Source organism: Comamonas sp. Z1 (assembly GCF_008121555.1).
GTDB classification, from domain to species: domain Bacteria; phylum Pseudomonadota; class Gammaproteobacteria; order Burkholderiales; family Burkholderiaceae_C; genus Comamonas; species Comamonas thiooxydans.
The window spans coordinates 1-19,785 of the sequence record NZ_VOQT01000007.1; the positions used below are offsets into that span (position 1 = coordinate 1).

17 protein-coding genes and 1 pseudogene are annotated in these 19,785 nt (G+C 57.4%); 12 read left to right on the forward strand and 6 right to left on the reverse strand.

Features of this window, described 5'->3' with window-relative positions; translation table 11 throughout:
• Positions 1 to 86: 86 nt before the first annotated feature.
• Positions 87 to 1,625 (forward strand): IS3 family transposase, encoded by a 1,539-nt coding sequence (locus tag FSY45_RS13980; RefSeq protein WP_034358991.1) that lies wholly within the window; start codon positions 87 to 89, stop codon positions 1,623 to 1,625.
• 393 nt (positions 1,626 to 2,018) lie between these two features.
• Here FSY45_RS13980 and FSY45_RS28255 read toward each other — a convergent pair whose 3' ends face one another.
• Positions 2,019 to 2,141, reverse strand: a complete 123-nt coding sequence (locus FSY45_RS28255) for a hypothetical protein (protein ID WP_255443327.1) — start codon at positions 2,139 to 2,141, stop codon at positions 2,019 to 2,021.
• Between the two features lie 427 nt (positions 2,142 to 2,568).
• On the opposite strand from FSY45_RS28255, the gene FSY45_RS13985 reads away from it, so the two are divergent.
• Both FSY45_RS13985 and FSY45_RS13990 read left to right on the forward strand, forming a co-directional pair.
• On the forward strand, positions 2,569 to 3,900 hold the full coding sequence (locus FSY45_RS13985; RefSeq protein WP_012837653.1) for a Rieske 2Fe-2S domain-containing protein: 1,332 nt from the start codon (positions 2,569 to 2,571) through the stop codon (positions 3,898 to 3,900).
• A gap of 19 nt (positions 3,901 to 3,919) precedes the next feature.
• Positions 3,920 to 5,095, forward strand: a complete 1,176-nt coding sequence (locus tag FSY45_RS13990) for a Gfo/Idh/MocA family protein (protein WP_029158425.1) — start codon at positions 3,920 to 3,922, stop codon at positions 5,093 to 5,095.
• Positions 5,096 to 5,156: 61 nt separating this feature from the next.
• Here FSY45_RS13990 and FSY45_RS13995 read toward each other — a convergent pair whose 3' ends face one another.
• The 3 genes from FSY45_RS13995 to FSY45_RS14005 form a co-directional block, all read right to left on the reverse strand.
• Entirely contained in the window at positions 5,157 to 5,750 is a 594-nt protein-coding gene (locus FSY45_RS13995) for a MarR family winged helix-turn-helix transcriptional regulator (protein WP_012837651.1), read from the reverse strand.
• Between the two features lie 290 nt (positions 5,751 to 6,040).
• The gene (locus FSY45_RS14000) at positions 6,041 to 7,033 is read right to left on the reverse strand and encodes an ABC transporter substrate-binding protein (protein WP_012837650.1); all 993 of its coding nucleotides are present in this window, start codon (positions 7,031 to 7,033) and stop codon (positions 6,041 to 6,043) included.
• 43 nt (positions 7,034 to 7,076) lie between these two features.
• The gene (locus FSY45_RS14005) at positions 7,077 to 8,420 is read right to left on the reverse strand and encodes an MFS transporter (protein ID WP_012837649.1); all 1,344 of its coding nucleotides are present in this window, start codon (positions 8,418 to 8,420) and stop codon (positions 7,077 to 7,079) included.
• 277 nt (positions 8,421 to 8,697) lie between these two features.
• On the opposite strand from FSY45_RS14005, the gene FSY45_RS14010 reads away from it, so the two are divergent.
• The 8 genes and pseudogenes from FSY45_RS14010 (at position 8,698) to FSY45_RS14050 (ending at position 15,930) form a co-directional block, all read left to right on the forward strand.
• The gene (locus FSY45_RS14010) at positions 8,698 to 9,660 is read left to right on the forward strand and encodes a PDR/VanB family oxidoreductase (protein ID WP_012837648.1); all 963 of its coding nucleotides are present in this window, start codon (positions 8,698 to 8,700) and stop codon (positions 9,658 to 9,660) included.
• A gap of 65 nt (positions 9,661 to 9,725) precedes the next feature.
• Complete coding sequence (locus FSY45_RS14015; RefSeq protein WP_012837647.1) at positions 9,726 to 10,220, forward strand: bacteriohemerythrin; 495 nt, start codon at positions 9,726 to 9,728, stop codon at positions 10,218 to 10,220.
• Between the two features lie 138 nt (positions 10,221 to 10,358).
• Positions 10,359 to 11,285, forward strand: a pseudogene (locus tag FSY45_RS14020) (IS481 family transposase).
• Positions 11,286 to 11,329: 44 nt separating this feature from the next.
• Complete coding sequence (locus FSY45_RS14025; RefSeq protein WP_034358988.1) at positions 11,330 to 12,082, forward strand: IS5 family transposase; 753 nt, start codon at positions 11,330 to 11,332, stop codon at positions 12,080 to 12,082.
• Between the two features lie 342 nt (positions 12,083 to 12,424).
• Positions 12,425 to 13,399 carry a tripartite tricarboxylate transporter substrate binding protein gene (locus tag FSY45_RS14030; protein ID WP_012837644.1) on the forward strand — a complete coding sequence of 325 codons (975 nt, stop codon included), beginning with the start codon at positions 12,425 to 12,427 and terminating at the stop codon, positions 13,397 to 13,399.
• A gap of 12 nt (positions 13,400 to 13,411) precedes the next feature.
• On the forward strand, positions 13,412 to 13,726 hold the full coding sequence (locus tag FSY45_RS14035) for a tripartite tricarboxylate transporter substrate-binding protein (RefSeq protein ID WP_122974738.1): 315 nt from the start codon (positions 13,412 to 13,414) through the stop codon (positions 13,724 to 13,726).
• A 123-nt stretch (positions 13,727 to 13,849) separates the two neighbouring features.
• Positions 13,850 to 14,974, forward strand: a complete 1,125-nt coding sequence (locus tag FSY45_RS14040) for a porin (protein ID WP_012837642.1) — start codon at positions 13,850 to 13,852, stop codon at positions 14,972 to 14,974.
• 305 nt (positions 14,975 to 15,279) lie between these two features.
• Positions 15,280 to 15,930: a hypothetical protein gene (locus tag FSY45_RS14050; RefSeq protein ID WP_012837641.1), complete on the forward strand. Its 651-nt coding sequence runs from the start codon at positions 15,280 to 15,282 to the stop codon at positions 15,928 to 15,930.
• A gap of 252 nt (positions 15,931 to 16,182) precedes the next feature.
• Here the strand turns inward: FSY45_RS14050 and FSY45_RS27840 are convergent, their stop codons facing one another.
• Entirely contained in the window at positions 16,183 to 16,320 is a 138-nt protein-coding gene (locus FSY45_RS27840) for a hypothetical protein (protein WP_019043395.1), read from the reverse strand.
• Positions 16,321 to 16,497: 177 nt separating this feature from the next.
• On the opposite strand from FSY45_RS27840, the gene FSY45_RS14055 reads away from it, so the two are divergent.
• A complete protein-coding gene (locus FSY45_RS14055; RefSeq protein ID WP_123974922.1) occupies positions 16,498 to 16,680 on the forward strand; it encodes a hypothetical protein in 183 nt (60 codons plus the stop codon).
• 1,732 nt (positions 16,681 to 18,412) lie between these two features.
• Here FSY45_RS14055 and FSY45_RS14070 read toward each other — a convergent pair.
• Positions 18,413 to 19,663, reverse strand: a complete 1,251-nt coding sequence (locus FSY45_RS14070) for an integrase arm-type DNA-binding domain-containing protein (RefSeq protein WP_012837638.1) — start codon at positions 19,661 to 19,663, stop codon at positions 18,413 to 18,415.
• Positions 19,664 to 19,785 lie beyond the last annotated feature (122 nt).

The window sequence follows — 19,785 nt, forward strand, 5'->3', positions numbered from 1 at the left end:
GGCCGGATACAAGGCAGCAGCCGACTTCTTCACAAAGCATTGCGGGTTACTACTCATGGCTGGGAGGCATCCATACAAGGTAGTTCATGTACTCATACGCAGACAGGATTCGTGCAGTTGAGCTTTATATCAAGCTTGGCTTGCGTGTCAGAGCCACGATTCGCCAGTTGGGATACCCAACCAAGAACGCATTGAAAGGCTGGTATCAGCACTACCTGAAGCATCAGGATTTGCCAGCGAGCCAAGCACCAAGAGCACCAAAATATTCGCTACAGCAAAGACAGGTGGCGGTTGCTCATTACCTCGCCCACGATCGCTGTATTGCCGCCACGATGAGGGTTTTGGGTTACCCGGGTCGAGGAACGTTGACTGCGTGGGTTCGGCAAGACTGCCCTGAGATCAGTAAATCGATGGTCGGCAGGTCTTGGCCGACTACAAAGCCTGATGCCTTGATGTGCGAGGGCGTGGTGCAACTGTGTACCCGTCAATCAACTGCGCAGGAGATAGCGGTCAAGTTTGGGGTATGCAGAGGGACCTTGTACAACTGGAAAAATCAGTTGCTTGGCCCTTGTGCCCCCACCTCGATGAAACACAGTCCAAAGCGATCGCCTGTGTTGGATGCAGCAGCGCTCAGGCGCCAAGTTGAATCATTGCGCCAGGATATTCGGCGACTAAAGATAGAGCGTGAGCTTCTCAAGCAGGCCCATGAAGTCTTAAAAAATGGGGCTGGCATTGATCTGCATAGGCTGGCAAACAAAGATAAGGCTGTGCTGGTTGAAGCGTTGCGCGGTCAGTATGAATTACCAGAACTGCTTTCTCTTGTTGGCCTTGCTAGAAGCTCGTACTTTTACCATCGTGCCCGGCTGAAGCTGGCTGACAAATACTTGGATGTACGCCGAAGCATCACAGAGATCTTCGACAACAACTACCGTTGCTATGGGTACCGCAGGGTGCAGGCATCTCTGCTCAAGGAGTGCACGGGCATCTCAGAGAAGGTGGTTCGTCGGCTGATGAAGCAGGAGGGCTTGATCGTGGCCAAGCCCAAACGCCGCAGATATAACTCCTACCTTGGAGAGATAGGTGCCGCCCCGCAAAACCTCATCAATCGAGACTTCCGTGCCGCTGCGCCCAATGAGAAGTGGCTCACCGACATTACTGAATTCCAGATTCCTGCTGGCAAGGTTTACCTGTCGCCAGTCATTGATTGCTTTGACGGGCTGGTGGTGAGCTGGTCGATTGGGACTCATCCCAACGCACATCTCGTCAACACAATGCTGGATGCGGCCATTGATGCTGTTCAAGGCAGCGAGAGCCGCCCTGTGATTCATTCTGATCGTGGAGCTCACTACCGCTGGCCAGGCTGGCTCTCGAGGGTCCATGATGCAAAGTTGACTCGCTCGATGTCTCGCAAAGGGTGCTCACCAGACAACGCTGCGTGCGAAGGCTTTTTTGGAAGGCTAAAGATGGAGCTGTTCTATCCCAACAACTGGCAATCAACAACGATTGAGCAGTTCATTGAAGCTGTCGATGCGTACATTCGTTGGTACAACGAAAAACGTATCAAGGTATCTCTGGGACTTTTAAGTCCTGTGGAATACCGGCACAAGCTTGGCCTAGCCGCATAAAACCAGTCCAAGTTTTTATCCGCCCCCCCCCAACACAAGGACTCAGCCCTGCGAAATACAGACTGAGAAACACCTCCTGCTCGGCAGCACGGTAACCGTCCAACTCCTAGAACAGTTCAAATCCAGGGCGAATCGCTGCCACGGCATGAGATCAGGCAAGGGATGTAAAGTGAATTCGGCCCAGACGGCCAGCTTTCCTGATCATTCGATCAAGCTTATGGTGCTCAGGGCCGCGGCAACACATCGCCGCCTAGTCGCCGACAAGGACTGTCTGTTTCTCGACCAACCGCAGCGCGCTCGACAGTCGCCCCGCCTTTAGCAACTCCCGCGTGAGGCTTCGCGCGGCAAGGAGAACATCTCTTTGGCCGAGCCATATTCCGCGATTTTTCCACGCTACATGACCGGCACTTCATCGACAATCGACTCCATCACATTGAAGACGTGGCCGGTGAAGATCAGCATCAAGTCTCGCTCCTTGCACAGCTTGGTAAGCAAGGCCAAGACTTGATTACGCACTGTGGCGTCCAGAGCTGACACGAGTTCGTAGCAGACTGGCAGGCGCGGATTCATGGTCAGTGCGCGCGCAATGACTACACGCTACCGCTAGCCACCTGATACCTGATGCGGAAGTCGCGCCAGGAGGGCTGGATTCATGCCGACCTCTTCCAGCATATCCATGTAGCGGCGGGGCCGTGCGTGCTAAGTGGATCAAGTCGAGCAACATCAAGCTGGATTGCCAGCCTCTGATACAGCATCCCAAGCCCTTCCGGAGAATTTCGAGAGGGCTTTGTTTCATGTCTCTCAATCAAAGGTTTGTGATTGGCCACAGGCCGCCCCCATCGAAGCCACACAATCTTGTCAAACAGGCTTGTCAATATAACTAGATCTCTAATATAATTAAGTACCCCTACTGCTGAAGGCGAGTAATCGCCAGGAGACAACGATGCTGACTCATGAAGAAAACGAATTGCTGTGCCGCGTAGAAGGCGAAGCCCCCATGGGCAAGCTGATGCGCGAACACTGGACCCCGATCTGCCTGATTGAAGAGGTCCGTGAACCGGACGGCACGCCGGTCAAGGCACGCATCCTCGGCGAAGACCTCGTCGTGTTCCGCGACAGCGAAGGTCGCGTCGGCGTGGTTGGCGAGTACTGCCCACATCGCCGCGCCTCGCTGGTCTACGGCCGCAACGAAGACGGCGGCCTGCGCTGCCTGTACCACGGCTGGAAGTTCGACGTGCAAGGCAACGTGCTCGAAATGGTCTCCGAGCCCGCCGCCAGCAGCATGGCCGAAAAGGTCAAACACACTGCCTATCCGACCAAGGAATGGGGCGGCATGGTCTGGGCCTACATGGGTGCTCAGGACGCCATCCCCGAATTCGTCGCTCCAGCCTGGGCACCGACTGCAGACACCCGTGTGAGCATCGGCAAGGTACTGCTGCCATGCAACTGGGCACAGATCCTCGAAGGCGCCATCGATTCCGCACACAGCTCTAGCCTGCACTCGTCGGATTTTGTGCCGGCACGCGTGACCGGCGCCGAAGCCACGGACAATAACTGGCTGCGCCCCTCCACCGACAAGGCTCCCCGCCTGCAAGTCCAGCGCACCGAATATGGTTTCCGCTACGCCGCCCTGCGCCGCCCGATCTTCAATGCCTCCACGCACGACTATGTGCGCTCGACCGTGTTCGTCGCACCCGGCACTGTGCTGATTCCGCCGAACAACCTGTACAACGTCGCCAACGTCAACGTTCCGATGGACGACACCAATACGGTGTTCTACTTCATCGCCTGGGGTGATGCAGCTACCACGCCGGAAACCGAAACCTGGCGCAAGTTCCTGCATACTCAAGTCGGCCCAGACCTTGATGAACGCTACCGTCCTCTGCGCAATCACGAAAACCGCTTCTGGCAAGACCGCCAAGCTATGAAGGCCGGCAACTTCACCGGCATCACCGGCTTCCCGAACCAGGACATCGCCATGTGGGTCACGATGGGCCCCATCGCCAACCGCTCGGACGAACGCCTGGGTGCCAGCGATCTCGCCATTGTCGAGTTCCGTCGTCGCATGCTCGATGCCATCGCCGAATACAAGCAGGACGGCAAGGCCATCGGCACCGGTGCCAAGACAATCCCTGGCACGATCTGCTCATACCAGGCTGTGGTGCCGAAGGAAACCGACTGGCGTGAATACCAGGTCCGCTACGTGAGCGCCAAGCATGCCGTGTCGGACGAACAAGCCGCCGAGGCCGCGACCGACTACCAGGTCAAGCAGTAATCAACGGATGGAACTGGCCATGGAACAGCGCCGTTTACGGATCGGGGTTGCAGGACTGGGGCGGGCATTCTCGCTGATGCTGCCCACCTTCCTTCAGGACCCCAGGGTCCAGCTCGTTGCCGCGTGTGACCCGCGCGAGGAAGCTCGGCAGCAGTTCGCTGCCGACTTCAACGCAAGGACTTACACAGACGTGCAGGACCTGGCCGAAGATCCGAATGTGGAAGCCATCTACGTGGCCAGCCCGCACCAGTTCCACGCCCAACACACCGAGATTGCCGCAGCCAGGGGCAAGCATGTGCTGGTCGAGAAACCGATGGCGCTCAACGCGGCTGACTGTGATCGCATGATCGCGGCCTGCCGCGCCGCGAACGTGCATCTGATCGTCGGGCACTGCCACAGTTTCGATACGCCGTACCGGCGCACGCGCGAGCTAATCCGCTCGGGCGATTTCGGTGCGGTGAAGATGATCCAAGCTTTCAACTACACCGATTACCTGTATCGTCCGCGCCGGCCCGAAGAACTGATGACGGCCGAAGGCGGTGGTGCCGTCTTCAGCCAGGCTGCGCACCAGGTCGATATCGTGCGAATGCTCGCGAGCTCGCGTGCCACGCGCTTGCGCGCAAGCGTCGGTCGCTGGGATCCGCTGCGCCCGACCGAAGGCGCCTATTCCGCCCTGATCTGGTTCGAGAACGGCGCCTATGCCTCGCTCTCGTACAACGGCTACGGTCACTTCAACAGTGACGAGTGGACTGGCTGGATCGGTGAAATGGGCGATCACCTGAATCCGGATGCCTACGGGAGTGCGCGCAAGCGTCTGGCCACCATTGCCTCGGCAGAGGACGAAGCCAAGCTCAAGGCTGCCGGTACGTACGGTGGTGCCGCCTACAAGCAGCCCTCGTGGGCAGCAGAAGAGCCGGCACGCAGTCATCAGCATTTCGGCCCGGTGATCGTGTCCTGCGAACGTGCCGACCTGCGCCCCCTACCCGATTCCGTCGTCGTGTACGGCGACAAGCAGCGCGAAACGCTTGCGCTTTCGCGCCCGACCGTGCCGCGCGCCGAGGTGATCGACGAACTATACGATGCCGTCATCCTGGGCCAAGCCCCCCTGCATGATGGGGAGTGGGCAAAAGGCACGCTGGAAATCTGCATCGCGATTCTGAAGTCGAGCGAAACGGGTACGGACGTACTGCTCTGACAGCAGGCTCCAGGAAAGAAAAAACCTCGCAATGCGAGGTTTTTTCTTTCCTGGAGCCTGCTCAACAGTTTTCGCACTCCTCGCCGCGAGCGGCAATCAGGTGCCCCATTTCCCGGGTGGAAGGAATCCGCAGCACGGAGTCATGCACCTTCTCTGCTTCGTCGCGTGCCATGTTTTCGATGATCGTGAGCAGCACCTTGCGCGCGATATCGATCTCCGAGCCTTTCAGGCCCTTGACGCTGATCTCGTTCACTTCTTCGGCCAATGGAACCAGCTTGCTTTCCAGGCTGCGACCGCGAGGCGTGAGATACACGTGGGTATTCTTGCGATTGCCGGGCGCATAGCGGCGTTCGACGTATCCCAGCTTCTCCATCGCCGACACCGCACTGAAAGTGGTCGGCGTGGTGGTACCTGCCTCGTCACTTAGTTCCTTCTGCGTCAGTCCATCGGTGACCCACAGAATGCGCAGAAACGCCCAGTGACCGAAAGAAACTTCATACTGAGCCAGGCGCATCTGCAGCCCCCGAACCATCGCCCGGCCTGCATCCTTCACCAGGTGAGCGAGACGATCATCCGGTACGGCCTCGCGCCAATGCCGCAGGATCGGGTTCTCTTTGGAATCCGGTGCCTTGCTGGAAGAGGGTCTGGCTGTCATGCTTTCTCCTTCACGGCCATCGTCAGACTGCTTGAAATCATAGTGCCTTCACAAGTGCACGGACCGCTTCCCCGGTTCTGCACTCATGCTTTGTCAATTCAAAAGGTATGCCAACCACACCGATACGAACAAGCCGAGCACCACGGTATCGGTACGGATACCTTGCGCCATCGCAGGGCGAGTGCATTGTAGACGTGATGCTGCGGCTAACGGAAAAGCAGACTGTACATACAAAACGCCGCGCACTTGGTCGACCAAGTGCGCGGCAATATCCGCAGCAGCTGATGAGATCAGATCTTGAAGCTCTCCAGGCTGGCCGGGTGGAACAGCTCAGCAGGCTGGAGGCGGCGGCTCGACAGTCCTTCGGCATGGTGCTGCGCGAGGAAACGGTCAACCACATGGGCATTCTCGGCAAAACCATACGACCAGAAATCCTGGCCCATCAGGCGGCGCGCATTGCGCAGTTGGTCCTCGATGAACGGAAGCGTGACCTTGGTAGCCGAAGTGTCGCTCAGGCGCGTCAGTGCCACCGCCTTGGAATGCTCGAAGGCCTTGACCAGTGCGCCGGGCAGCCAGGGATGCTGCTCTGCCAGGGTCTTGCGCACGCCTAGCGTGTGCATGATCGGGAACAGCTTGCGACGCTCATACCATTCGGCCGCAGCCTTCTGCGGGTCCTCGAACAGGTACTTGACCTGCGGGTGACCGCGGTCGAAGCACGACGGGGCACGCGGCCCGATCACGCCATCGATTTCGCCATCGGCCAGCAGGTTCGAGATGGTACGGCCTTCCGGCGCATTCACCAGCGACACACCTTCGGGCAGCTTCAGCGAGATCTTCTCGATGCGGGTCGGATCTTCGTAGCCGCCGCGCACCCACTGGATGTCGGAGGCCTTCACGCCGTACTCCTCTTCCAGGAACATGCGCACCCACACATTGGCGGTCAGCTGGTATTCGGGCACGCCGATGCGCTTGCCCTTGAGGTCGGCCGGGCTGTTGATGCCGCGATCGGCACGCACGTAGACCGAGCTGTGGCGGAATGCCCGCGAAGGGAACACCGGCACGGCAATGTACGGCGAGGTGCCGGCTGCGGTCTTCACCGAGTAGCTGCTGAGCGACAGCTCGCAGATGTCGTAGTCGGCGGTGCGGAACGCACGGAAGAAGATTTCTTCCGGATCCTGCAGCATGAACACCGGGTCCACACCGTCGATCTGGACGTCGCCGTCGATCAGCGGACGCATCCGGTCGTAATTGCCCACCGCGATGGACAGTTGAAGCTTGCTCATGTTGATTCCTTTGTGACGATCAAAATCGATTCGGAGCGCATTGTCATGCGCCTGTTTGTGACGCCTGCTGGCGTGGCACGCCAAAGAAGACGGCAAGGCCTCCGATGAAGACCAGCGCAGCCACCAGCAAAATGCCAGCCGAGAAACTGCCGGTAGCGCTTTTCACCCAACCCAGGACGATGGGCGCAAAAAAAGCTCCGACCTGCCCCAGACTGCTGATGACGCCAATCCCGCCTGCTGCAGCCTCACCCGTGAGATAGTTCGGCGGAATGGTCCAGACAATAGCCGCCGCAGCGAAATAGCTCACCGAAACCAGGCTCAGGCATACAATCGCAGCCACCGGGCTTTCTGTAAACAACGTCAGCATCAACGCGCCAATGGCACCAGCGGTGGTCGACAGGGCGAAATGCCAGCGGCGCTCCAATCGCAGGTCGGAGCTGCGGGCAATAAACAGCATGGCAACGGCACCGACCAAGTAAGGCAGAGCCGACAGAAAGCCGATGTGCAGCATGTTGGAAACGCCCGTCTGCTTAATGATGGTGGGCGTCCAGTAGTTCAGGATCGTGCCGCAAATGGGTACCGTGGCCCAGCCTGCAGCAATCACATAGACGCGCGGATCACGCAAAGCGGCCATCAGGCTGCTCGGAGCGTTCTCCGGCTTCTGGCGGTTCTCTTCTTCCAGGGCGTTCAGGACGATGAGCTTTTCCTGATTGGTCAGCCACTTCGCATCCTGTGGTTTGTCGGTCAGGTAGAACCAAGCCACAATGCCCGCGACCACGGCCGGCAGGCCTTCTAAGAACAGCAGCCACTGCCAGTTGCGAAAGCCCCAGACTTCATGGAAGTTCTCGAGGATCAGACCCGACAGCGGACCGCCGATGATGCCGGCCACAGCAATCGCCAGCAGGAACCGCGACGTGATGCGGGCGCGGAGCTTGGCGGGATACCAGAACGAGAGATAAAGAATGATGCCGGGCCAAAAGCCTGCTTCCGCCGCGCCAAGCAGCGTCCGGGCCAGATAGAACTGCCACGGGGCGTTCATGAATGCCATGGCAGTAGAAATCCCCCCCCACAAAAGCATGATCCGCGTGATGGTCTTGCGTGCGCCGATGCGCCTGAGCAGCAGCGTGCTCGGCACCTCCAGCAGGATGTAGCCAATGAAGAACAGACTCACGCCCAGACCGTAAGCGGCATCGCTCAGACCAAGATCGTGCTTCAGATGCAACTGCGCAAAGCTGATATTGACGCGATCAAGATAGTTGAGCACCCAGCAGAAGAACAGAAAGCTCATCAGCCTGAGAGTGATCTTGCGATAGGTTGTCTCGACGGTTGCCGGGTCGGAAGTTTGATGCGGAAGCGCACCCACGTAGTTCAACGTGGAATCTGTCATTTCGGAGTCTCTTGGAGGCGTTTTGTCTGCTGCCGGCTTGAGCTGGCGGAGCAGCGAACACGTCTGAGTTCGCTTTACCGGCCGCCGCAATCAAGCCTTTATTGCTAGAAATCTATTCATTAGATATCTATTTATTAGATTACGAGGCTTCGAGAGTAGCGACAAGCAGGGTTTTCCCCTGGCGCGAAACCGTGCGCAAGTCAACTACTCCGCTTGCATAATTAGATCTCTAATAATAGAATTGCAAATATTGTCGAGCAAGTAAAGGAAGACAGGCATGACCACCCAGGAAAGCGGCTTTCTGCGTCTGAAGATCGCGGAGAAGGAAAAGATTGCACGCGACATCTGGCGCTTTGAACTTACCCATCCAGAGGGCGCGCCGCTGCCCCCGTTCGAGGCTGGCTCGAATCTGACGCTGGTGGCCCCCAACGGCATGCGCCGCAGCTATTCGCTCTGCAACGACTCGCAAGAGCGCAATCGCTATGTCATCGCCGTGAAGCGCGACAGCAATGGCCGTGGCGGCTCGATGAGTCTGGTCGACGACACATCCGCAGGGGATTCGATCGAAGCCTCTCTGCCGCGCAACGAATTTCCGCTTGATGAACGCGCCAAGTCGTTCATTCTCGTGGCTGGCGGCATCGGCATCACGCCCATGCTGTCCATGGCACGCCAGTTGAAGGCGGAAGGCCTGCGGGACTTCAAATTGTATTATCTGGCTCGGGATCCAGAGGGCACGGCCTTTCTCGACGAGCTCAGCAGCGACGAATGGCGCTCGTTGGTGAAGATCCACCACAGTTTCGGCGACCCGGCGAAAGCATTCGACTTCTGGGCCTTATTCGAGCGTCCCAAGGCTGCACATGTCTATTGCTGCGGACCGCAGTCGCTGATGGATACCGTTCAGGACATGACAGGCCACTGGCCGTCCGGCACCGTTCACTTTGAAAGTTTCGGCGCCGGCAATGCCAACACAAAGGAAAACACGCCATTCACGGTGCAGCTTAAGCGCACCGGCACCTCATTGGAAATTCCGAGCGACCGCTCGATTCTGGACGTTCTGCGTGCCTCGAACGTGCGCGTGGCAAGCTCCTGCGAAAGCGGTACCTGCGGCTCCTGCCGGGTAGGATTGTGCTCGGGCGAAGCGGACCACCGGGATCTCGTGCTACGGGACGATGAAAAGGATGCACAGATTATGGTCTGCGTATCGCGTGCAAAATCTGCGGAATTGGTACTGGACCTCTGAGCCACCAGCCACTTCGGTTGGCACGGCCAGGCATTGGCCTACCAACATAACAAGGGACATTGAACATGGATGAGCAGACTTCTACCTCAGCCACCAGGGCTCGGGATGCCAGTGCACCCACGCCGGTCGACGACAACAGTCTCGCCTGGACCGATGCACGCTTACTGGGATTTACGCCCATGGATGATGTGCATGAGGAGTTCTACGCGACTGCGCTGAAACTGGTGACCTGCACGGAGAAGAATGCCGCCCAGGCCATCGAACAGTTCGAGCAGCATGCCATCAGCCATTTCGAGCAGGAAGATGAATGGATGCGCACCACGAACTTCCCTCCTCGGGACTGCCATCTCGACGAGCATGCAGCAGTGCTGAAGTCGGTCCGCGAGGTCAAGGAAGCTGTTGCACAAGGACAAGCCGGCGCCGACATAGTCCAGGATATCGGCATGGCCCTCTTCCAGTGGTTCCCAGGTCATGCAGACTATCTGGATTCCGCACTGGCCGCCTGGATGACCAAGCTGAATATGGGCGGCAAGCCCATCGTGTTGCGACGCAAGCTTTGACAGTGCTCCAAGGAGCATCCGAGACACCCCTCTCCCCAAGCCAAGACCCAGATATCCCCACCAGAACGCGGGATCCATGCTCTATTTGATCCCAGGTTTTGATGGTGCAATCTTTTACCTTGAATGGAAGGAAGCACTATGGGCCAGGTTCTGCACGGGAGCGCCACAACGGCAGAGGCAGTCCGTCGAGCAATACAAAATAGTCAAGAGAGCCTGAGAGCGCTTTCTGCGCGCTATGGCATCAATCAGAAGACGGTGGCGAAGTGGAAGAAGCGGGCCTCGGTCACCGATCTACCAACAGGGCCGAGGCGGCCGCGCTCCACCGTTTTATCCGTTGAGGATGAGGCTGCGATCGTCGCCTTTCGCAGGCATACCTAGCTGCCACTGGACGACTGCCTTTATGCACTGCAACCGACCATCCCGTATCTGACGGCTCCTCGCTGCATCGATGTCTGCAGCGTCATGGCATCTCGCGGCTACCAGAGGTGGGTGGCGGCAAGCCTGCCAAGAAGAAGTTCAAGATCTACCCCATCGGCTACTTTCACGTCGACATTGCCGAGGTGCAAACAGCCGAAGGCAAGCTCTATCTGTTTGTGGCCAATGACCGAACTCCATGCCAAGGCCGGCAAGATGATTGCTGCACAGTTCTTGCGCAATCTGATCAAGGTAGTGCCATACGCCCTCCATACGGTACTGACCGATAACGGTATCCAGTTTGCGAACCGTGCCTGCGATCGGTACGCTGGCGATCACATTTTTGGCCGCGTCTGCACTGAACATGGCATTGGACATCGCCTCACCAAGATTAAGCATCCCTGGACTAATGGCCAGGTTGAGCGAATGAATCGGACCATCAAAGAAGCTACCGTCAAACGCTTCCATTACGACGATCACGAGCAGCTACGACAGCATCTGGCGGACTTCATCGATGCCTACAACTTCGGCCGAAGACTCAAGACGCTCAAGGGCTTGACCCCGTATGAATTCATTTGCAAGCAGTGGACATCCGAGCCCAAACGCTTCAGGATTGATCCAATCCATCAAATGCCGGGACTAAACAACTAGGACGTGTCATCTAATACGATAGTTGCTACGTTATCAGTAGCGTCATTCGTAGACATGCACTGACCAATGCCCAATGGGAGCAAATCAAAAGCCTACTTCTTGGCAGGGCCGGGCATGTGGGCGCTCCTGCCAAAAATAGCCGTCTCCTTGTTGACGCTGTGCTGTATCGCTATCGCTGCGGTATTGCTTGGCGCGATCTGCCCCAGCGCTTTGGCGACTTTCGAGTCGTTCACCTGCGCCACATGCGCTGGAGCCGCTCGGGCGTGTGGCTGCGGGTGTTTGAAGCACTCAGTGCGCTGCCTGATAACGAGTACGCCATGATCGATGCAACCATCGTGCGTGCCCATCAGCACAGCGCGGGTGCAAAAAGGGGGCAAAGCCAAGCCATCGGTCGCAGCCGAGGAGGTTTGAGCACCAAGATCCATGCCACCGTTGACGCTCTTGGCAACCCCACTGGTTTCCATCTCACAGCAGGGCAGGCATCGGATTTGGAAGGTGCAGATGTCTGGCTTGCGCGCACCGACGCGCAAGCCGTGATTGCCGACAAAGCGTATGACGCCCATGAACGCGTGGTTGAACCACTGCTGCGCCAGGGCAAGCAGGTTGTCATTCCCAGTATTCGGACGTGCAAAACTCAGCGCGGGTATGACCGCCATGTCTACCAAGAGCGGCATCTCATTGAGAACTTCTCTGCGCGGTTGAAGCAGTACAGGGGCATTGCCACGCGTTATGACAAAACGGCAGCGGCATTCTTGGGAGGGATCCACCTTGCGGCCGCTGTCGTCTGGCTCAATTGATGACGAGCCCTAGGGATATCACCGACCAAAAATCACGCTAGCCCTCTAATAATAATTTTAGACGTCTAATAAAATAGAGGTGAGGCATGTCAATGAAGAGAAGCAGTTGCGACGCAGAGAACAAGATTTTGTGCGCCGCAGCCGAAGCTGCCTCCACCATCTAGAAGAGGTGGCCAAGCCCGACTTCGCATCAATCTGCGTCGCCCGCATGCCGACATCGTTGCTGCTGGCTGCAAATGTGCATGTCATTTTTTAAACAGGAATTGTGCGGACATCTTAATGCCGGTACATGAGCGGATGGCGTCGGTGCCGTAAGAAATCACAAAAATCAGGAGACATGTCATGACAAGAGGAACTTTCTTGAAAATATCGGCTGCAATTGCCCTCCAGGCGTTGTCAATCTTTGCCTATGCTGATAGCGATTTCCCGAACAAGCCCGTAAAGCTGGTCATACCCTACGCTCCAGGGGGACTGCCGGACACCGTGGCCCGGGTTCTAGCCGAGAAAATGCAGGCAGACCTCAAGCAGCCGGTAATTGTCGAAAACAAGCCCGGCGGCGGCGGCGGCGTCGCCGTCACGGCCATCAAGCAATACCCTGCTGATGGTCATACCCTCCTGGTTACGGACGGCCCTCTGCTAGCGGTTTCTCCGATCATTATCAAGAACCTCAAGTACGATGCCCAGAGAGATCTGGATCCCGTTTCCCTGGTCGGTGTGGCCCCTCTGCTCCTGGTAACGAACTCTTCCGCCCCCTTCAAGAACATGCAGGATTTCATTCAATATGCGAAAGAGCATCCTGGCGAGTTGAATTACGGGTCTTCCGGAATCGGTTCAATCCACCACCTGACGGCAGAGGCCATGGCCCATTCGCTGGGCATCAATGTCAAGCATGTCCCATTCAAGGGTAGCTCCGCCTCCATTCCGGCACTGATCGGCAACCAAGTCGACATAACATTCGCCTCCCCCCCGAACCTGACGGGCTTCGTCCAAAGTGGCAAGGCCAGAATACTGGCGACCAACACCTTGGCTCGCAGCAAGGCCAATCCGGACATTCCTGCCATTTCCGAGTACGCCAAGAACTTCGACTTTGGCTTTACCGTGGTCATGCTGGCCAAGAAAGGAACGCCTGAGGCGTATCGGAACAGGATCAGCGATTCGGTCAAGAAAGCCGTCAACGATCCCGAAGTGAAGAGCAAACTGGAAAAAGCAGGAGTCGACTCCATTGCTGGAGGTCCTGCCGAGTTGGCGGCAAAGCTCGCATCTGAAAATAGCCGGGTCATTGCAGCGGCCAAGCTGGCCAACCTGAAACCGGAATAGAACCGGAAGCCTATTGCGACGACCTCGCAAACGCGGCTGTCGGGCCTGCTCAGGCTCATTCCGACCACCGCCGAGGGACGGGATCCGAGCGTGGCGACCAAGAGCATCTATGGCTTCTGGGCCACCAGGGATTTGCCTGCGGCGGAATTCGCCCATCTGAGCGATGCCCTGCGCAAAGTCACCGAACTGCCCGACGTAAAGCAGCGCCTGGAAACGCTGGGCGTGCTGCCGACCAGGGAGTCCCCAACAACCTTTGCCCAGAACATCGAAGAAGAGCTCAAACAAACTCGTGCGGTGCTGACACGGGCAGAAGTCCAACCAGAGTGATGAGCTAACAGCCACTCATGCGGATGCTGGAAGGTTGCGCGTAGGGCTGCCCGTAAAGAATCAAGCGCATTGTGAAGAAGAGGAATTGGGGCAAAGGCCCCAAACAAAATGAAGGAGGCACCAATGATCGGACTAGCCAAGCATGCTGTGGCATGCGCTGTGTTGCTCAACGTTTGCGGAGCTGCAAACGCGCAAGGAAATGTCACCATTTATGGACGCATGGACTCCGGCGTCGACTCGCCCCGCTCGGGCGGCTCCAGCATCAGTCGCGTGTATTCGGGCGGCAGTGCTGGTAGTAACCTAGGTTTCCGAGGTGTAGAGAACCTGGGAGGAGGGCTCTCCGCCGTTTTTCGCCTAGAGCAAGGCTTCTATCTCGATGAAGGTACATTGGCCCAAGGCGGCCGTGCGTTCGGGCGCGAAGCATCGGTTGGCCTCAGCGATACAAGGCTCGGTACCGTGCAGATGGGGCGCATTCCTACGCCCTACTATTCAGTACAGGGTAATGTGGATGCCTTCATCTGGGAGGGGGCGGGCGGGCTGCTGTCGCTCACCCGAAACATCAACACAACAACGCAGCGTCAGGTGTTGCCGATGGGGATAGCGGCGCGCCAGGACAACGCCATCAGTTATGTATCCCCACGTTGGGGTGGCCTTGAGGTGCGCGGGCAGTATTCCTTTGGCGAGAAGTCCGCGACGATCGGTCGCGGTTACGGAGTATCTGCACGCTATCAGGTTGATAGCTTTGACCTCAATGCTGGCTTCCAACAGCAGGATGGCGCGGACAACGCTGCTTCAGGCAAGGTCTCGGCAATGGTGCTTGGGGGGTCCTATGATGCCCGCTTCGCCAAGTTTTTCTTCGGTACGACGGTTGAAAAGAACTCCTGCAGCACCTGCACCGGCACCATCGCCCGAATGCCTGGGACTTCAAGGAGCGAGTTCAGGCTGACCAACGTTGGCGTACGCGTGCCATTCGGGCCGTTCACCGCCATTGCCCAGTTCACTCGAGTTAACGACCGTTCCGACTACACGACCTCGACTGGCAATCGCGATGCCAATTGGATTGCCCTTGGCGGTGACTATGACCTGTCTAAGCGAACGCGTCTCTACTTTGGCGCCGCACGGATTACCAACAAGAACGGATCGCAGTATGTACTGGGCACCGGAACTGCTCAAGCTCCAGCAACTTTAGTCGGCTCGGCGAACGGAAGCTCGCGCAATATCTACATGGGAGTCCGGCACAACTTCTGAGGGCCGCCCTAGGCGCAACAAAGCATCCTTTCAATGCTTTGTTGCGCCTAGAGGTGCGCCGTCCTGCACAGGGCATCCCGCCTCCTTAGCATGGCAAGAACAGGCGTGATGCCGATCCCTCCGGCCACCAACACGCTATGGGAGGCAGTCTCGACCAGGGGGAAATGATTGTGCTGTCCGCTAATCTGGATGACGTCCCCGACCCTCAGCTTTTGATGGACAAAGCGTGAACCGCCACGACTGGCTGGGTCCAGGGACACCGCCACCACATAGCGACGGCGTTCGCCGCCTGCGAGAACGCCAAGGTGACGCACATCAAAAAGACCAACGGCTATGAAGAGGATGGTCATTACCGTGTCGAATTCACGTACGACATCGAGCTCAAGGACCCCGACACCTTGAAGCGCATGCGCCAGACCTACCAGGAGGAGCGTGACCGCGTGAAAGCCTGGGAGGATGCCGGAAAGGCCGACCAGCAGCAAATCGCAACGCTCAAGACTGAGATCCTGGCGTTACGCAAGGAACACAACAGCAGCGCCCCCCGTCGCGAAGACTTCAACTTCAACAATCCACCGGGAATGGGTTTCCTGGAAGAAGACGCATATCGGAAAGCGCTGATCCAGTGGGAAAACGAGCATCCGCTGCCAAGCAGCCTGCGCCAGAAGATGCAGGCGCTCGATGCGATGGAGCAGGAAGCACGGCAAAAGCAAGAGCGCGACCAGCCCACGAACACCATCTACAACAAGGTGACAGACAGCGTCTGGTCCATGTACGTTGCAGGATGCCCGAATGGAGGCTCCACCAAGTTTTTGTATCCTGCGCTGCTTCAGATCCGCAACGATGCCGCCAAGGCACAGGACGTCCTGTACTGGCTGCAAGATCAGCAGCTTCAGATGAAGGGCAAGATCACCATGCGCAAGACTGAGAACGGTTGGCGAGCACTCAGCGAGGGCTGAGCCCTAAAGCACACCCGTTATGGATGCCCAGCGCCTAGTGCGCTGGGCATCCATGAATACACTTCTTTTTTTTTATATTAACGTGTGGCATGTGCGGAAACAGGTTCGCGCAACTGTCGATATACCTCTGCCACTAACAGATTCGCCAAGCCCTTGAACACCTTTTCATGTCGCAAAGCTTGATCGACCATACTGTAATGACTCTCTAAAGCGTCCACCACTGCATTATTGAGTTTGGTTTCGTATGCGCCATTAGCAAATGGCATCCACCGTATCGTTGGCCTGCGCTTGCTCCTGAAGGGATGGGTCATCAACCATCTTGCCGATCAACATGGTGATGTAGCCCTTGAAATCGGCATCTGAAAGGTTTCCCGAGAACACTTCGTTCATCTTTTGATGATGACGGAGAGTCGGTCTTCCGGGTCTTCCCAGGCTTGCCCCCGCCCGTGCCTATGGACTTCATCGGTTCGCCCGTGCCGGATTCCAGCCGCCGGGCAATCGGCATATGCCCGAGGCTTCCTGCCTCCTCGGTTGCGCACAATCGGTCCTCGAATGCAGGACCGCGCAATGCTCGACCCCAAGACGCTGCAGGCGATGGATTCCGCGGCGATGGCCGAGGTCCCCAACCGCATGCTGGCCGAGTTGGTCACCAAGAACCACCAGTTGCAGCCCAGTCGCTGGTCGCCGCGGGCTCCCATGAATGCGGTATTTGGTTTACAAAACGTCCAGCTAGATTCTGGCCGTTCCTAGTTGGAGGCAATGAGGATGAGGGTCTGTTACCTACTTGCAATCGCAGTATTGCTTTGGACCGGCTTACTAGTTCACGCATCCCCCTCAAATGACATTTCTCATGCGTCGCCTCACGGCTGCGAAATCATGGCCAAAGATTTGGAGGGAATGAATAGCCTTCCGAATACCCCTGAGGTAAACACTGCGCGTGCCGCGAAGTTGTACGCATACGCCAACAGAGGCTGCGGAAAAGCCACAGAGGCTCACAAAAAAGAATTTCTCGACTCGTATCGCCAACTTTCATCAGAATGCAAGCGAGCCCGGGGCAGAAACTGCGACCCGTTGAAAGACGCTGAACGCCCGTCAGCTCAGGCGAGCAGCGCGAATCCCCTCTCCCCGGATATCAACGGGAGCGGCCGCAAGGCCGCGCGCCCAGTGACAAATGCCAACGATAGCGTGCGCCCCATTTGGCCTTCGGACATGGAGCCCGGCAACATCTATTTCGTCGTTGAGAGCGGCTTCGAACAGGACGCTCCCATTATGGTTTCAGCCTCCAGTGGACAAGAGGCTGTGGCTCGGGTTCAAGCCGCTCGGGCAAACGACCGTTATCTGCGCCCCGCCACCTATCAACTCTTGGCAGGCCGGGAGTGCATTGGCCCGGCCTGGGGAGCTGTAGTTAGCAACGCGGGCGGTTCTCGTTGGGGTGGCGCTTGCGCCAAGACACCAGCCGCGGCCATCGAAGGGGCATTTGCCGGATGCCGGCAAGAGAACCCGCAAAGCCAGAATTGCGAGCTTGAAGTTTCCGTCGTGCTGGCACTGAGTGGCAATACCTCATGGAGCCCCGGAATCAGTTCCGGTGGTCACAATGGCCTACGCGGTAGATTTGGCTCATACAACGCACAGACCTGGATGGAGCAGTACACACAGAGTCCCGTCAAAAGCATGCAGCAGGCGCTTACGGGTTTTGACAAAGCATGCGCCGATGGACGGCCATGCTACAAGACCTCATCAAATATGGGCTGCATCCACACAACCCCACATTCAGAGACGCTCGAAAAGTGCATGGACAGGAAGCTGACACCTGCTGGATTGAGCGGCTCGATACGTAGCCGCATACGCTAAGAAAATTCTGAACGCAGAACTACTGGACGACCTGGTTCGCTATGTCACCCGGCAATCCCTCATTGAAGTGTGCACGGGCTACATAACCATTTCAGGCCGGGGCAGTAGGCTGTCAGCGCCGGTACCACCTCAGCTTCTACTGTTGCCTCCCAACCACGCAACCTTTGATTGCGAGATGGTGCAGTACAGTGGGAGAGCAAAAGGTGGCTTTGAATCACTCCGACCCGGGGCGATTCAGGGCTCACTTGCCACGCCATCAGCAAACATCGCCTCAATGACTGACTCATCCACCCCGGCCTGAGCGAGAAGCGCGCGCGAATCCGTTCCGCGGCGTACCGGGGTACGCAACTGGGGAGCTAAAAGCTCACTGGAGGTAACACCGACCCCGGGCACGGGTAGCCACGCAGCACGTCCAAGATGAACTTCTCTTCAATGGCTTGGCGCACAGAATACACATGGAAGGGCACGGGCGTGCCGTCCGTGCCCGTTCGCCCAAACAGCTCCATGATCTGGGGTTTAGGCGTCGCCGTAAAAGCGTAGTACGACACATTGATCGGTCGCGGGCGCAAAATCATGCTGCTAAAGCATCCACTCATAACACACAATCCAGTGCCCTATTCGCTGGCTTGTCTCACATAACTTTGTTTTTTTGTGGAAACTCGATCACGGCAGCACCCTCGCGCAAGCGATCCAAGTAATCAGCCCACTGCTGAACCTGATCGAAGCGCTTTGCCAAGTACTTCGTCCGGTTGTAGCTACGTCCGTTGGCATCCTTGACGGCATGCGCCAGATTGGCCTCAATCGCCAGCGGATCAAGGTCAAGCTGATCGACCAACATGGTTCTGGCACTCGCTCGAAAACCATGCCAGCTTTGCTCTTCGCCAACTCCCAGGCTGTACAGAGCTGTACGCACAGAGTTATCGGACATTGGGCGGTCGTGGTCACGTTGACCAGGGAATACATATCGTCCACGGCCACTAAGCGGCAGCAATTCACGCAGCATCGCCACAGCTTGCTTTGGCAGTGGCACCACATGCGGTTCCCCATTTTCTTTTTCCTGCACGCTACGCTTCATCTTGGCGCTAGGGATCTTCCAAAGCGCTGCATCCAGATCCAATTCTGCCCACTCCATCATCCGAAGATTACCTGGGCGTTGATAAAGCAAAGGAGCTAACAAAAGAGCTGTGCGTACAAAGGGTCCACCTTTATAGGCGTACATGGCTCGCAGAAGCTCCCCAAAGCGCTGGGGCTCCACAATCGCAGGAAAGTTCGTGCCTCGATATGGAGTCAATCGAGCTTTCAGGCCTTCGGTGATGTCACGTTGAGTATTGCTGGCTGTTGGTAGCCAGTAGCGCCAGACCTGCCGCGCCAACATCAGTGCACGGTCAGCGGTCTCCACAGCCCCGCGCGCTTCCACTTTCTGTAGCACAGCGAGTAACTCCATGGGCTGGATCTGCGCCATTTCCCGTTCACCAATCCACGGGAACAAGTCGCGCTCCAGTTGACGATGCATTCGCTCAGCATGACCTGGGCTCCAGCGCGGCACCTGCTTTTCGTACCATTCCAGCGCCACCGCTTTGAATGTGTCAGCTACCCCAGTTGGGTTGACCAATTTTTCCAGCTTGCGTGCCTTAGCGGGGTCGATGCCTTCTGACTTCTGCAACCGAGCAGCATCCCTAGCTTTCCGAGCAGCAGTCAAACTAACTTCCGGATAGCGGCCTAACGCCAGGCGCCCCTCTTTACCATCTTTTCGATACTTCCAGAACCAGCGTCGAGAGCCTGCAGGGCTGACCTCAAGGTAAAGGCCGCCTGCGTCAGAAAAACGCTCTCGCTTGGCACCGGGGGAACAAACTGCGTTTCGGCACTGTGCATCAGTCAACATAGGGGGAACAAATCCTCTCACAAAGGCCTCCCCCAGAGGGGAAAGGGGGAACAATAGTGGGTAAATTTACCATTACCCCCGCTTGTTCCCCCAACTGTTCCCCCTCTATGCATTGGCAGCAA